Source organism: Paenibacillus sp. FSL H7-689, from assembly GCF_000517905.1.
Classification (GTDB): Bacteria; Bacillota; Bacilli; order Paenibacillales; family Paenibacillaceae; genus Paenibacillus; species Paenibacillus amylolyticus.
The window spans coordinates 15,993-31,128 of the sequence record NZ_ASPU01000014.1 but is presented as its reverse complement, the minus strand read 5'-3'; the positions used below and the strand labels follow the sequence as shown (position 1 = coordinate 31,128).

The window sequence follows — 15,136 nt, the reverse complement described above, 5'->3', positions numbered from 1 at the left end:
CAACTACATATCTATAATTTCATCTTAGATTTATATATTCACTTTTTAAATGCACTATACTATCATCAAACATATACTTTATTTCACAGAAAGGGTGGTCAAGTCATGGAGCTGCTTAACCACATCTACTGGAAGCAAAAAGGGGAATTTGCTCTTACGGAAGATATCTATACGACTTGGGTGGCTTTTGCCGTCGAAGAGGGAATATTCCATTATGAGATTGGGGGTCAGATCGGAGAAGCGAGTTTTGGCGATCTGGTGCTGTGCCCCCCGGCGGTTCCTTTTCGGCGGACAGTCATTACCCCGCTGACATTTCACTATTTACAGTTTAGCAGTAGCCTGGAGGAGGAGGAGGAGTTTCTGCCACCAGCCGGAAAATCGCTGATTAATGACACGAAGCGGTTAGCCTCGACGTACGCTTATTTACGCCAGGACAGTGAGGAGAATAAGGGGGAAGTTGCCCGTTGGAAGACACATTTTATGATGGATTTGTGGCAGTTGTATCAGGTGGAACGCAGACAGAATCGCTTAAAGGAGCGGAGATTTACCGAAGACGCACGAATGGCTGAAGCGGCAGCGCTGCTGGAGGAGCGGGCGGAAGAGGAGATCAGCCTTCAGGAATTGGCACAGCGACTGGCATTGAGTCCGGTGCAGTTGACAAGGCGTTTCCGGGAAGCTTTTCAGGAGACGCCATCAGGCTATCTCAAACGGGTCCGTCTGAAAAAAGCGCAGAACCTCTTGGCTGACAGCAGCCTGACACTTAACCAAATTGCCGAGCGATGCGGATATGAGAACGGTTTTTATCTGAGTAGAGTGTTCTCCAAAACGTTGGGCATAAGTCCATCTGAGTATCGCAGGAGACACAGGGTCTAAGCTGAAAGAAGTGAGCAGAAAGCTTTGAAGACAACTTTAAAGACAACTTTTGAAGCCAGCGGAGCACCAGGTATACACCTTCGTTACGGGTTGTCAGATTATGGAGGAGCTGGTGTGAATGAGTGCAGAAGCAACGGATACTGCATTTCTAACCGAAATTAGAGGGGGAAGTACATTTCAGTTGTAGATCATAGACAATTTATACTATAATTTACCATATGGAGTCCTTATACGAACGTATGCCCCCCGTATCCGTTTGAATGAGGACTCTGATTTTATAACTAAAACCAAGGAGGTGGATATGGCCTTAGCCTTTGGAATAAGGAATTTATCCTAATATTCGATAAAGGAGAATGGAAGCGATGAGAAAAATGATATTTTTGAAAGCGCTTAAATTTGTTTTGATGATAACTTTGTTAGTTCCTTTGTATTGGGCGGCTCCATCTGTCCATGCGGCAGAAGGGGAAAATACCTTGATTCTGAGTCATGATTTTGAAGATGGCACGGTCCAGAGCTGGAGCGGACGCGGTGAAGTAGAAACGCTTCATGCAAGCGCCGTTGCAGCGCGTACCGGAGATTATGGACTGGAAGTGAGCGGGCGTGCTATGACATGGCATGGGCCAGCGCTGGATGTGACAGAACTTTTGGAGGTGGGACAGACGTATGTGTTCACTGGCTGGGTGAAGCTTCCGGCGGGAGCGTCCAGCACAAACCTCAATATGTCTTTACAGCGTACCCTGCCAGATACAACACATTATGAAAATTTAACATTCGGTACCGCATCCGCAGGCGGATGGACCAAGCTTACTGCACAGTTTAAAATGCTGGAACCAGCGAATCAGTTATCGGTTTATTTTGAAGTGCCAGACCGTGCCACAGCTTCTTTTTATATGGATGATTTCCGATTGGAGAAGCTGCCAGATCTCGGACCCATTGTGATCGAAGAAGACATTCCTTCCCTACAGGATGCTTTTGCGGGCAAGTTTCGAATTGGGACGGCCTTCACGAACAATGAACTGCTGACCGAACCGGACAAGCAGCTGCTTACGAAGCATTTTGATAGTCTGACACCAGGCAATGTTCTGAAATGGGACAGTACCGAGCCGCAAGAGGGTATGTATAATTTCAGCGGGTCGGATGCCGCAGTTGCTTTTGCAGCAGCGAACGGACAAGAAATACGCGGGCATACCCTCGTTTGGCATACACAAACTCCGGATTGGGTATTTCACGATGCCAACGGCAATCTGGTGAGCAAAACGGTGCTGTATGAACGGATGCAGCAGCATATTGAGACGGTAATGGAGCGTTATCAAGGACAGATCTACGCTTGGGACGTTGTGAATGAAGTCATTGATGCCTCCGAGCCGGATGGCCTGCGGCGCAGTCTGTGGTACCAGATTGCCGGGGAAGAATATATTGAGAAAGCATTTGAATTCGCCCATGCAGCCGACCCGGATGCCAAGTTGTTTATTAATGACTACAATACCCATGAGCCGGCCAAAAGTCAGGCCCTTTACAATCTGATCACTCGCCTTCAAGCCAAGGGTGTGCCTATTGACGGAGTCGGCCATCAAACACACATCAGCCTCTTTTATCCAACCCTTTCGGAAATTGAGAGTTCCATTGTCAAATTTAAGGCGCTGGGCCTCGAAACACATATTACTGAGCTTGATGTAAGTGTATATTCCAATGATTCGCAATCTTATGATATCTTCCCGGAAGAACTGAAGACACAGCAGGCGGCGCTGTACAAGTCCCTGTTCCAGATCTTCCTGAGGCATACGGACACAGTCAAAAATGTTACCTTGTGGGGCAAGGATGATGCCAATACCTGGCTACGAACCTTCCCGGTCGCCCGCAACAACTGGCCGCTGCTTTTCGACGAGCGACTCCAGTCCAAGCCAGCCTATTGGTCCGTATTAGAGACGGTCCAGGTCGAGGCAGTACCAGCCGCACCGCAGAATCTGACCGCCACTGCGGTTAGCGACAACAGCATCAATCTAAGCTGGAGTGCATCTGCAAGTGCGACCTCCTATACGGTAAACAGGTCGCTGACAGCAGCCGGACCGTATACATCTGTGGCCGCTGTATCGGGAACAAGCTATATGGATATGGCGGTATCTGCTGGAACCACCTACTACTATGTGGTGAATGCGGTTAACAGCGTTGGGAAGAGTGTGAACTCCGTTCAAGCTTCCGCAAAGGTCCAGGGTGGAGGGCCGCCAGAGCCTGCTGGTAATCTGATTCTAGCCTATCGTGCAGGGGATACAAATCTGCTCGATAACCAAATGAAACCGCAGTTTGTTATTTACAATAACGGTACCTCCACAGTTAGCCTGAATGAACTGACAATTCGTTACTGGTATACAGTGGACGGGGAGAAACCACAATCCTTTTTTTGTGATTATGCACAGCTTGGAGGCAGTCAGATCAGCGGCAGCATAGTGAAACTGCCTGCACCTGTTCCTGGAGCGGACCATTATCTGGAACTGAAGTTCGGTACCGGAGCAGGCGTGATCCCGGTCGGAGGAACCTCTGGGGAGATACATACCCGGTTGCACAAAGCAGACTGGTCCAATTACAGCGAAGGGGATGATTATTCCTTTAACCCGCTACAGACTTCTTTTGCCGATTGGACCAAGGTAACTCTTTACCGGAACGGCGAGCTTGTCTGGGGAGTGGAGCCTATATCCTAATTTGCTAAGTCGTTATACCCAGCCTAGCCGGAGATCCCAGATCTCCGGTTTTCTTAATACAATAGAACAAATCTGTGTATCCCTATCCCGTCCCTGGCAACTGGTATCACATATCCATGCGAATGAGCCCGGCCCCGGCCGAAGCGGGGGAACTGATGTTATAATGATCTCAATAATTGCAGGGGGAGCGCTGAGGGGATGACAAAGCCCGACTGGAAGACCTTTTTGCCGCATAAGCTCAGGTATCGGCTGTTTGGTGCGTTTGTGGTGTTGATTCTGCTGCCATTCAGCGTACTTAATGTCTACAACTATGGACAGATCGAATCTCTGGTTGAGCAAAAAATCAGCGAACAGAGCCACGAGCAACTGGTGCAGATGTATGGTTCTCTGGAGGACCAGATGAGTATTGCATTCAAAACCCTGATTTTTCTGGAACAGGATTCAGCCGTAAGAAACGCCCTGACTTCTCCAGACAATCGTTCTCCGCTTGAGAATAAGTCGTTGGTGGAAGAGAAGTTCAAGATGATCAACAACAGTTTTTTTCTATATAATCCTTCCGTGTACTTCACGCTGTTAGATTTTCATGATAACGTTTACACTTCGTATTTGCCCAAAAAAGCTCTGGCCTATGGCCCTTATCGGGAACAATTTCGCAAGCATCTTGGAGAAATGACCTTTATCAAGGGCAACACTGATTCAAACTCGTTTCCATCAGAAGAGTTACTCTACCGCTGGGATGCCCGGGATACCAACCATGTCCTGCGGGAGTTATCCTCCAGCCCGTATCTGTTGTCCCTCTATGCGTATATGAAGGACAGTGGCGGCAAAAGGTACGGAATGGCACGGATCAGCATCGATTATTCGTACTGGTTTCAGTCTATGCTGAAGGATTCGCAGAGCAATCAGGAGTATTTCCTGATTACTGGCAATGGGGAAACAATTGCCCGCTCGTCCGAAAAAGCGGTACTTTCCCCAGACGTGACCCGGGAAATTGCACTTCATCCGGCAGAGGCCTATCTGACGGATAATGATTCAGATACGCTGATTAACTACGTATACATCGAGTCACTGGACTGGTACATGGTAAATCGTATTCCACTAGCTGTGTTGTTTACGGAGATATCGGGGCTTAAGCAGCGCTATTTTTTAACGTTTTTTGGCTTCACAGCAGCATTTGTGCTCATGGCCTTTATGATCTCGGCGACGTTCACTCGGCCTTTATCACATCTGCAGAACCAGATGAAGGAGGTTGTACGCAAAAACCTCAAGGTCCGTATCCCTGAAGGCCGCAGCCGCGGAGAAGTGCTGGAACTGACCCGTACGTTCAATACGATGCTGGATGATGCCAATCAGATGATCAACAGACTCAAGGCGGAGGAACGCCAGAAGGAAGCGGTACATTTTCATATGCTCCTGGCCCAGATGAATCCGCACTTTCTCCTGAATACATTGAATACAATGAAATGGAGTGCGATCCGCAGCGGGAATGAAGAGATCTCCGAGATGTGTGTTTCCTTGGGCAAATTACTGGAGGTCAGCCTGAATTCACAGGTCGAATTGGTATACCTGAAGGACGAGATTGAGTTGGTTCAAGCCTACCTTCATATCCAGCGGATTCGTTACCGTGATAGCTTTGAGGTGACTTGTGAATTTGACGAAAAACTTGAGTATGCGCTCGTGCCCAAGCTGAGCTTGCAGCCACTGGTGGAGAATGCCATTCACCACGGTGTCGGGCCACTGGAGCAGCTTGGTCAGATCCGCATCGGAATTTACAGGCAAGACACAGGAAAGCTGATGCTGGAGGTGGCAGACAACGGAATTGGAATGGAGGAATCCCGGCGTCAGCAGATGACCCGCACACGTCCGGGGATCGGCCTGTCTAACCTTAAGGAACGATTGCGATTATTGTTCAAAGGCCAAAGTGAACTTGAAGTGATTGATACCAAGCCGGGGACATTAGTGAGGTTCAGCATTCCTTTTTTATTGTCGACGCCGTACGTACAGAAGCGATCTCACTAGACGACTGGAGAGGGGAATCTGGCATGTGGAAGGTATTACTTGTGGAAGATGAAGTATTTGTACGTGAGTCGGTGCGAGAGATTATTTCCTGGGAAGAGCTGGGCTTTACGGTCATCGGAGAGTCTGGTAACGGTACCGAAGCGCTGGCGATGATTATACAGGATACACCGGACCTGGTACTGACCGATATTGTCATGCCAGGTATGGATGGTCTGGAATTACTCAAACAGACCCGTCAGGCCGGGTTAAAAACCAAATTTGTCATGCTCACCTGTATGGGGGAGTTCGAATATGTACGCCGTGCAATGGAATACGGGGCTTCCAATTATATTCTGAAACTGTCCATGAGTGTGAATTCACTGCGTGATACACTCCGTAAAGTAAGTGCAGAACTGGGAGCTTCGACTGAAGCCCGGACGGAGACAGATCATCATGAAGTGCCACCTTCCACACCGGTTCTCACATCAACGCCTGATTTGCCTAATTCTCTTACGGTCTCTTCTACGTCCTCGCCTGAAACTGATCTTCCATTTACACCTGTTCGTGAGCCGATTGTGAAGCACCCGGAGATTAGCAAAATAATTGAGTATATCGGACAGCATTACGACCAGGACATTACCGTCAAATCCATGTCACGATATGTGATGATGGGCGAGAATTATGTGAGTGCTTTGTTCAAAAAGAAAACCGGCCATACCCTGATTCATTACTTGCATGGGGTACGGATGGAGAAAGCGGCTGAATACTTGCGCGAGACGGACCTTCCTGTACAGGAGATTGGTTACCGGGTAGGGTTCGGAAGTGATAATTATTTCATTAAAATATTCAAGCGTTGGACCGGTTGCACGCCCAGCCAGTATCGCCATCGTTCGTGACTCACAGGATGAGTAGAAGGAATATGTGTACCGAGTGCTCAGGCAAGCACAAGTAAATCCGTATTTTTGTTCAATCCGAATCATGGATATGTATCTTATGAACCCAGCAAGGTCCCTGCTACGATGTAACGGAAGGTACACTTCAATTCAGGGAGGTCATGTGACCAGATGAGAATCAAAAAAGGATTAACGGGATTAATCGTAGGTGCGCTGATGCTGGGCTTGCTTGCCGGCTGTGTAGGTAAAAATGACACGAATGGTGGAGATAACGGAGGTGGAGCGGCAGGGGGAAAAGTGAAGCTCACCATGTGGGGCGCGGTGCCGCCCGAGAATGGTCCACAGGAAGTGGTGGATACCTGGAATGCGGAGCATCCTGATATTCAGGTGGAATATGTGCGGTTTGTGAATGACGATGATGGCAACCTGAAGCTGGATACGGCGCTGTCCACCGGGCAGAACGTTGACCTGTATGTCAACTATACCCTCACAAATCTGGATAAACGCATCAAGGGTGGGACAGCACTGGATCTGGGCGAGTTCACCGACTACAACATTGATGAGAAAATGGGTGAAGATGCGGCTTCCTGGAAAGTGGACGGCAAATATTACGGGATGCCAACCAAGAAAAACGCTGCCTTCTTCGCTTTAAATATGAAAGCGCTTGATCAGGCCGGACTGAGTGTACCTACAGCCTGGACATGGGATGAAGCTCGTGAATATGCACTCAAACTGAAGGCTGCTGGCTTCAAGTACGGATTGGTGCAGCATACCGCTTCCTATGTAGATCCGCTCGATTCCGTTCTGGTGAAGAACGGCTATGTTAAGGCAGACGGTACGTCCAACCTCGATGATCCACTCGTTACCAAATGGCTGGAGACGTTGAACGGAATGATGAAGGAGGATGCAACCACCCCTCCGCTCGGAGAGCAGCTGACTTCTAAAATGCCGGTGGAAAACATGTTCCTTGGCGGTGAGTCTGCCATGATCAACATCGGCGAATGGCTGATCCGCACATCGAACAACATGACCGAGTTCCCTCGGGATTGGAAAATCGCCTTTGCCCCTGTACCAAGACTGGCTGCACAAGAAGCAGATATGGTGAAAAGTGGAGGACTTGGTGACTTTATTGCGATCAATTCCAAGTCGAAAAATAAAGAAGCCGCATGGGAGTTCCTGAAATGGTACGCCGATGGGGGAATGATGCCGATGGCTGCGGGTGGGCGTCTACCTTCCTCGAGTGCGGTCGATCAACAGACTGCGATCGATCATCTGCTGGGTGATTATGCCGATTCTTATGACAAAGAGTCACTGGAATTTGTGTTGTACGGTGACGAGACACCTACGTTTGTCCGCAGCATTGCGCAGGAAGTGGTCGATCTGCGTGCACAGGAGTATGAAAAGTTCTTCCTCGGTAACCAGACTGCCGAAGTTACGGTACAGAACATGGTCAAACGCCATAATGACTGGCTGAAGCAGAATCAATAGATTGCAAAAGCAATGAGTCCAAAGGCCGTCCCAATGGGGCGGTTTTTTCTATATAAGCAATAGAACAATTCCATGTTGTTTCCCTCCCGAAAGGCACTGCCGAAATACATATATCTGTGATATCAGGTACAGGGTTATGTTCCTTAAATGTTAGAGGACATCTTGTTATGCTTAATTCCAGAACAGATGTTAAGGAGTGGGGGAGCATATGCATAAATCCTGGATGAAACGGCAGAGCAGACTCGGGTATCTGTTTATTGGACCCAATATGATTGGCGTGCTGTTGTTTTTTATTATACCGGCTGTCTATTCGTTCTATCTCATGTTCACTGATTACAAATTCATGAGCCCGGAGACGAATTTCGTCGGGCTGGACAATATCCGCCGGATGTTGAATGATGATCTGTTTGGCGTGGCGCTGCGAAATACATTTGTATTTCTGTTAGCGGTTCCGGTATCGATGGGGTTGGCTTTTATCGTGGCGGTGGCGCTGAACAAGTCGGTGTATTGGCAAAAAACGCTGCGTGCTCTCTATTTCATGCCCTATATCACCAGCGGTGTTGCCATCGCTTTTGTCTGGATGCTGCTGTTCCAGCCAACATCGGGGCCAATTAATGGTTTCTTGCGCGGAATCGGTATTACGAACCCTCCCGGCTGGTTATCAACAACCGAATGGTCCATGTATGCGATTGATATCATCTGGATCTGGTTCATGCTGGGTTACAACATGATTATTTATCTAGCCGCTTTGCAGGAAATCCCGGAGGAATTGATTGAGGCTGCACGGATAGATGGAGCCCGTCCTTGGCAGACGATACGCCAAGTGATCTGGCCGCTTGTGAGCCCAACGACCTTTTTGCTACTGATTACCGGGCTGATTATGACCATCAAAAACTTTGGCATTATCCAGGCAATTACTCAAGGTGGACCGGGGAACAGTACAACCGTGCTGTCACTTTTTATCTACCAGAATGCCTTCCGATATTACGAGATGGGATACGCTGCCGCCATAAGCTGGGCACTCTTTGCCATCATCATGATATTCACTGTTTTGCAGTGGCTCGGTCAGAAACGTTGGGTTCACTATTAAGGAGGGGAGGGATCGTTATGGAGAAACAAATTGCCGCGAATGCGAAGCCCACAGCTCCACATTCACCTAAAGTTAAAGTCCGCATGGAGTCCTTGAGCCAGATTCGAAAAATCATACTGACAATTCTGATGTCCGGGTTTGCCCTGCTGATGATTATGCCGTTCATCTGGATGATCAGCACATCATTCAAATCTCCTGCGGACGTATTCACCTATCCCATCCAGTGGATACCCTCCAGCCTGAACTGGGAGCATCATATTAAGGTCTGGAGCGGAGCGGATACCTTTGCCACATATTATCTGAACTCGTTGAAAATATCGCTAATTAGCACGATCGGAGCTGTATTTCTCTCGGCTTTTGCAGCCTATGGCTTCGCACGGATTCAATTCAAAGGTCGGGAGACATTGTTCCTGATCTATCTCTCGATGATGATGGTGCCTCCGCAGGTGCTCTTTGTACCGAAGTTTCTGATGTTTGAGTGGGTCGGCATATATAATACACATTGGGCATTGATCCTGCCTGGGATGTTCACAATCTTTGGGGTGTTTATGCTGCGGCAATTCTTCCTCTCGGTGCCTTCGGAAATCTCGGAAGCGGCGTTCATCGACGGTGCTGGACACTTGCGTATATTCTTCAGGCTGATTCTGCCCTTGGCGAAGCCAGCGCTGGCTACACTGGCCATTATTGATTTCTCATGGCATTGGAATGACTATGAAAATGCGCTAGTGTTCCTAATCGACAAAGACTTGTACACCGTTCCGCTCGGACTGCAGAACTTTATTCTGGAGAACAATGTAGATTACAACGGCATGATGGCCGCTGCCACGGCAGGCATTATTCCGATGATCATCGTTTTCCTCGTGGGTCAGCATTATATCATTCAGGGCGTGGCCGGAAGTGCCGTGAAGGGCTGAAGCTGCTGTCACTGTGATCCCATATAATAACCCTTTTGCTGAACGAAGAGATTTTCGCGGCAGAAGGGTTTTCTGTTGAAAGGGAGAATTAATCCATGATCTGAGTTTATCCATTGGAGGCGATTCTTTATCGGGATTCATGGGACACATTTAATTGAAGGAAGAGGATGTTCTTGAAGCTGAGTATAATCATATTTATTGTTTTTATATTGTTTTTTGTGTCTTCGTTCTTTCCAACCTTTTTTCCTAGTTGGATCTTTTTAAATTTGATTGGAGCAGCCATGGCAGTATTCTTACTTGGTATGGGGTTGTTTCATGGGATGAAGCAGATAAAAAACATCGTAAAACGAATATCTTTCAAGTGCTGTTGCATCATTTTTGGTATCGGATTGTTATTATTTTTTGGTCCTAAGACAGTGTCGGGTATCCAGGATATAGGTCCTTATCTCTCCCAAGATTACGAAACAGTAACAGGTAAACCGAGCTACATAGGATCCATGGGCAGGAAATGGAGGGAACAAACCATCGAAATAAATCAAATGGAATTGATTAACACCCGGGATATCGCCTGGGAAAATCGAGATAAAACGCTGGAAATAAAGTATCTGCCCAGAACCAAATATGTTATGAGTATTAGAGCAGTTGAGTAATCGATATAATTTCAAATATCTCTGAGTCTAATCTGAACGATCAATATCTTCTCCGATACAATAGTTCAAACTTCGTATATAATTAACAATGACATATGATGCTGTATGACTACATAACTATCGCGAGGTGCACTAGACTTATGCCAACCATCTACGACTTTACCGTAACCAGAACCAGTGGAGAGCGTTTCCCACTCTATCAATATGAAGGAAAACCTGTGCTCATCGTAAACACGGCAAGTAAATGTAAATATACGCACCAGTTTGATGACATGCAGAAGCTGTATGACCAGTACAAGGATCAAGGACTTCAGATTATTGGTTTCCCGTGTAACCAGTTTGCAGAGCAAGAGCCTGGAAGCAGTTCGGAAGCGGAGTCCTTTTGCCAGATTAACTATGGGGTGAAATTTCCGATGTTCTCCAAACTGGATGTGAATGGAGAAGCGGCGCACCCGCTCTACGACTTTTTGAAAAGATCAGGGCCTTTTGCAGGCTTTGATGAAACAGATATACAGGCAAAATTATTGAAATTAATGGTGGCTGAGAAGGCACCAGAATGGTTACACGGCGATGCAATCAAATGGAATTTCACAAAATTCCTGATTGATGCAGAGGGTCGTGTGGTCAGACGCTTCGAACCTGTCGACTCCATCGACGAGATTCAAGAGAGTATTAAACAGCTTCTATAATTTCACTTTCATATATCCTACAGGGGCATGATACAAATCGTTTCCCTCTTCCGAACAGGAGGTGCATGAATGTGCCGAGCATGATGCAATTTAGCGCTTCACTGGAGTATAGTTACCGATCCACCAGCACGTTTAACCCAGGCAAGTCAGATGGATTCCATTCACATCCACATTATGAGATTTATTATTTTCATGATGGAGAATGTACCTATATCATAGGAGACCGGGTATATAACCTGGAGCCGGGTGATCTGGTGTTAATGCATGGCCTGACTCTTCATCGACCACATCCGAAGCCAGGCAGTGCTTATGAGCGAAGCACACTGCATTTTGATCCGTCTGCAATCCGCAGCAGCCTGCATCCGGACCGTATGGCTGAGGTCCTGAGACCATTTGAAGAACTCAGAAATTGCCGGGTCAATCTGAAGGGAGATAACCGCTCTGAATTCGAAGCTCTATTGCATGATCTTCATCGTCTGTCTCAAAGTCAGAGCAATTTCAGGCAAGAGCGAATGAATGTCAGACTGTGTGATCTGTTGTATTTTGTAGCAGAGATCTGCCAGGGTGATGTCCAGGAACAACTTCCCTCATCGGAGAGGGAGCGGCATGTCCAACACATTATTCGTTATGTGGATACCCATTATATGAAGGACATTGGTCTGGATGATCTGGCATTGGAATTACATCTGTCCAAGCCATATCTGGCAGGCATGTTTAAGGAAATGACAGGTTTGACGATATTTAAATACCTGTATGACCGCCGTATCAATCAGGCGAAGCTTTTGTTTCAGTTTCAGCCTGAGATCACCGTGACAGAAGCAAGTCGATTGTCCGGTTTCAAGCGCCTTTCTCATTTTAGTCGGATGTTCAAACAAAGTGTGGGATGTTCGCCTGATCTGTACCGTACCCAATTGCATCGCCAATCATAGAAGTCGTCTTTGAGCTGACCAGCTTGTCTGGTTGGCTTTTTTTGTTGGTTTTTGTTTGAGGAATGCATCCCACTGTGTTTAGAGGACACGCAGAACAGGTAAAGAAAGGTAATGAACCCAGAGGAGGCGAATATGAATGAAACAGCGCACACCGGATCAGAATAACAACGATACCCAACAGGAACAATCCCGTGACAATCCTGAACAATATAAGACAGAGCACGAAAGTCTGCTTGACCGACATGAAGAAGAACAGACCGTAGATCCAATTCCGATGGAAGATCTGAATATGGAAGCTCAGGAAGAGAAGAATAAAGATCAGACAAAAAGTAACTCGTCTACTGAAGAGAAATACCGGGCGGATTATCGCAAAAAGACGGGCGAAGGATAATTCCAATTGCTGTATTGGGCAAACTTGTTGAATTATTTTCGGTGAATGTATATTTAGTGAAAATAAATTAGTTTGTTGACTAATGTAGGTTACTATATTATAGTTACTATGTTGGCAATTGAAAAAAAATTTTGGAGGCGAATAAGAATGACAACTTTTTTTGATGCATTGAAAAACAGAAGATCTTATTATGGAATCAGCAAAGAATCTACAATTTCGGATGCCAAAATCCAGGAAATCGTAGAAGAAGCGGTGAAATATACACCAACTTCCTTTAACTCACAAACATCCCGTGCCGTTGTATTGCTCGGTGAACAACATGATAAATTGTGGAATCACACAGAAGAAATTTTGCGTGAAGTGGTAGGCAATGAAGAAGCTTTCAAATCCACAGCAGAGAAAATGACTGGATTCCGCAGCGGATATGGTACGGTTCTCTTCTTCGAAGATAACAATGCGATCGCACAGCTTCAACAAAATTTTGCAGCTTATGCAGATAACTTCCCAATCTGGGCTAACCAATCCAACGGTATGTTGCAACTGGTAATCTGGATTGCTCTGGAACAAGAAGGTCTGGGTGCATCTTTGCAGCACTACAACCCGTTGATTGACGAGAAAGTGAAGCAAGAATGGAGCATTCCTGAGAACTGGAGATTGATCGCTCAAATGCCATTTGGTAAACCAACGGCAGCACCGGGTGAGAAAGAATTCCAACCAATTGAAGAGCGCGTAAAAGTACACAAGTAAGCTTCGCATTTCCCAACATTTAACCACATACGGCCTCGCTTCAATTTGATACGATGATAGTTGATCGTAATCCAATGAAGCGAGGCTTTTTGATGTGAATAATAGATTAAAAGACATAACGAACCAACGGATATGGAAAATGGCTTTATGCGGGTTATTAACACTTGGATCGGCGGCTGGATACGGCTCTACCGTTCAGGCTGCAACCGTGCAGCAACAGTTTCAGGATACGCACACCAGTTACGCCAAGGATGCCATTACACATCTGGTGGCCAGAGGTATTGCTGCCGGTACGTCAGAGACTACGTTTGAACCGAAGAAAGCCGTTACTCGTGCAGAATTTGCGACATTTGCGGTGAGATTACTAGGTTTGAAGCCCGTTAAAAATAATATAAATCCCTACCAGGATATAAGCATGAATGCTTGGTATTACGGCAACGTTGCCGCCATGACGAATCTTTTTATTTTGGAAGGAAAGGGTCAGGGAACGTTCCAGCCTAATGCTTCTATTACGCGCGAAGAAGCGGCTGCCCTTCTTGTTCGAATGTTAAAACAACAACCCGTAGAGACATCACTCTTATCTTCAACGTATTTTGACGCAGCGGATATCTCGGACTGGGCACGTCCTTATGTTCAGACGGTATATCAACTTGGACTAATGCGGGGAAGCGGAGGCGTGTTTCGACCACATGACCAGGTAACGCGAGAAGAAGCAGCCGTAATGCTCGATGCCATTTTACAAAAGAAAACATGGTCTGAGCAGTTACAACGTGGGGATGAACTTGGCGTTCAGCTGGGCTGGCAATATAACTCCACTACAACTGAATTCAAGAAACAAGTGGAACAGTCTGAGGTCAACACACTTGTCCCACGCTGGTTTTTCCTGAACAGCAGTATGAAAGTAACAGATCACGCGGACCCTGCATTGATCTCCTGGGCATCAGCCACCGACAGGCAGCTATGGCCATTACTTGGGAATCGTTCCGATTCGGCACTTACCCATCAGATGTTATCCAGCTCAGCCAACCGAGCGGCAGTGATCTCACAGGTAGCCGCTTATGTCAAAACCTATAAATTGGACGGCATTAATGTGGACTTCGAGAATGTTGATCCTGCGGATCGTGAAGGGTTGACGGCATTTGTGACCTCTTTGACGGCTACGTTGCACGCACTCGGTGCTGTGGTGTCCGTGGACGTTTCGCCCGACCTGGGTACTGATTGGACCGATGCATTTGATTATGCCAAACTGGGCGCTGTATCGGATTATATGGTGCTGATGGGATACGAGGAACACTGGAACGGTGATCCGAAAGCAGGATCAGTGGCGTCTCTTCCATGGGTGGAAAAGGCTTTGGATACCATGCTCTCCGAGGTGGTACGTGCCAAAACAATTTTGGCCCTTCCATTGTATACACGAGACTGGTCTTCCGTGAATCCAGCAACCAGCTCTTGGGACATTACACTTTCAGATCAGGGAATGCGTGCGCATGCTACGGGATCTGTAAGACGATGGGAAGCAAGTCTGGTTCAATATATTATCGGGTACAACAGTAATGGTAAGCCAAGATATATATGGGCAGAGGACAGTCGTTCGTTATCAGCCAAAGTGTTAATGAGTGAGCAACGGCAAATTGCTGGACTGGCATACTGGTATATGGGCGGCGAAACAGCCGATGTATGGAATGCTATATCGAATGCATCGCGATTTGAATCGTATAACTTCTAAGAAATCATAAATCTTATAGACCCAAACTCACCGTGATTCCGACGGATGGTTT

At 46.9% G+C, this 15,136-nt stretch carries 13 protein-coding genes; all 13 read left to right on the top strand.

The genetic code is table 11. The features are described from left to right. The first annotated feature begins 105 nt into the window (after positions 1–105). The 13 genes from C170_RS09840 (at position 106) to C170_RS09780 (ending at position 15,084) form a co-directional block, all read left to right on the top strand. The gene (locus tag C170_RS09840; protein ID WP_036609049.1) at positions 106–873 is read left to right on the top strand and encodes a helix-turn-helix domain-containing protein; all 768 of its coding nucleotides are present in this window, start codon (positions 106–108) and stop codon (positions 871–873) included. Positions 874–1,235: 362 nt separating this feature from the next. Further along, complete coding sequence (locus tag C170_RS09835; protein ID WP_051447110.1) at positions 1,236–3,569, top strand: endo-1,4-beta-xylanase; 2,334 nt, start codon at positions 1,236–1,238, stop codon at positions 3,567–3,569. 198 nt (positions 3,570–3,767) lie between these two features. Further along, positions 3,768–5,588 carry a cache domain-containing sensor histidine kinase gene (locus C170_RS09830; RefSeq protein WP_036609047.1) on the top strand — a complete coding sequence of 607 codons (1,821 nt, stop codon included), beginning with the start codon at positions 3,768–3,770 and terminating at the stop codon, positions 5,586–5,588. Between the two features lie 23 nt (positions 5,589–5,611). Next, a complete protein-coding gene (locus C170_RS09825) occupies positions 5,612–6,463 on the top strand; it encodes a response regulator transcription factor (protein ID WP_036609045.1) in 852 nt (283 codons plus the stop codon). A gap of 168 nt (positions 6,464–6,631) precedes the next feature. Further along, complete coding sequence (locus C170_RS09820) at positions 6,632–7,948, top strand: ABC transporter substrate-binding protein (RefSeq protein WP_036609043.1); 1,317 nt, start codon at positions 6,632–6,634, stop codon at positions 7,946–7,948. Between the two features lie 208 nt (positions 7,949–8,156). After that, positions 8,157–9,038: a carbohydrate ABC transporter permease gene (locus C170_RS09815; protein ID WP_036609041.1), complete on the top strand. Its 882-nt coding sequence runs from the start codon at positions 8,157–8,159 to the stop codon at positions 9,036–9,038. A 17-nt stretch (positions 9,039–9,055) separates the two neighbouring features. Further along, positions 9,056–9,952 (top strand): carbohydrate ABC transporter permease, encoded by an 897-nt coding sequence (locus C170_RS09810; protein ID WP_235200745.1) that lies wholly within the window; start codon positions 9,056–9,058, stop codon positions 9,950–9,952. 173 nt (positions 9,953–10,125) lie between these two features. After that, entirely contained in the window at positions 10,126–10,602 is a 477-nt protein-coding gene (locus tag C170_RS09805; protein ID WP_036609039.1) for a hypothetical protein, read from the top strand. A 140-nt stretch (positions 10,603–10,742) separates the two neighbouring features. Further along, complete coding sequence (locus tag C170_RS09800) at positions 10,743–11,291, top strand: glutathione peroxidase (RefSeq protein ID WP_036609037.1); 549 nt, start codon at positions 10,743–10,745, stop codon at positions 11,289–11,291. A gap of 80 nt (positions 11,292–11,371) precedes the next feature. Next, positions 11,372–12,220, top strand: coding sequence for an AraC family transcriptional regulator (locus C170_RS09795; protein ID WP_235200750.1), 849 nt, complete (start codon positions 11,372–11,374; stop codon positions 12,218–12,220). A gap of 136 nt (positions 12,221–12,356) precedes the next feature. Then, positions 12,357–12,611: a hypothetical protein gene (locus C170_RS09790; protein ID WP_036609033.1), complete on the top strand. Its 255-nt coding sequence runs from the start codon at positions 12,357–12,359 to the stop codon at positions 12,609–12,611. 147 nt (positions 12,612–12,758) lie between these two features. Continuing rightward, the gene (locus C170_RS09785; RefSeq protein ID WP_036609031.1) at positions 12,759–13,358 is read left to right on the top strand and encodes a nitroreductase family protein; all 600 of its coding nucleotides are present in this window, start codon (positions 12,759–12,761) and stop codon (positions 13,356–13,358) included. Positions 13,359–13,452: 94 nt separating this feature from the next. Continuing rightward, complete coding sequence (locus C170_RS09780) at positions 13,453–15,084, top strand: S-layer homology domain-containing protein (protein ID WP_235200744.1); 1,632 nt, start codon at positions 13,453–13,455, stop codon at positions 15,082–15,084. Positions 15,085–15,136: the final 52 nt, after the last annotated feature.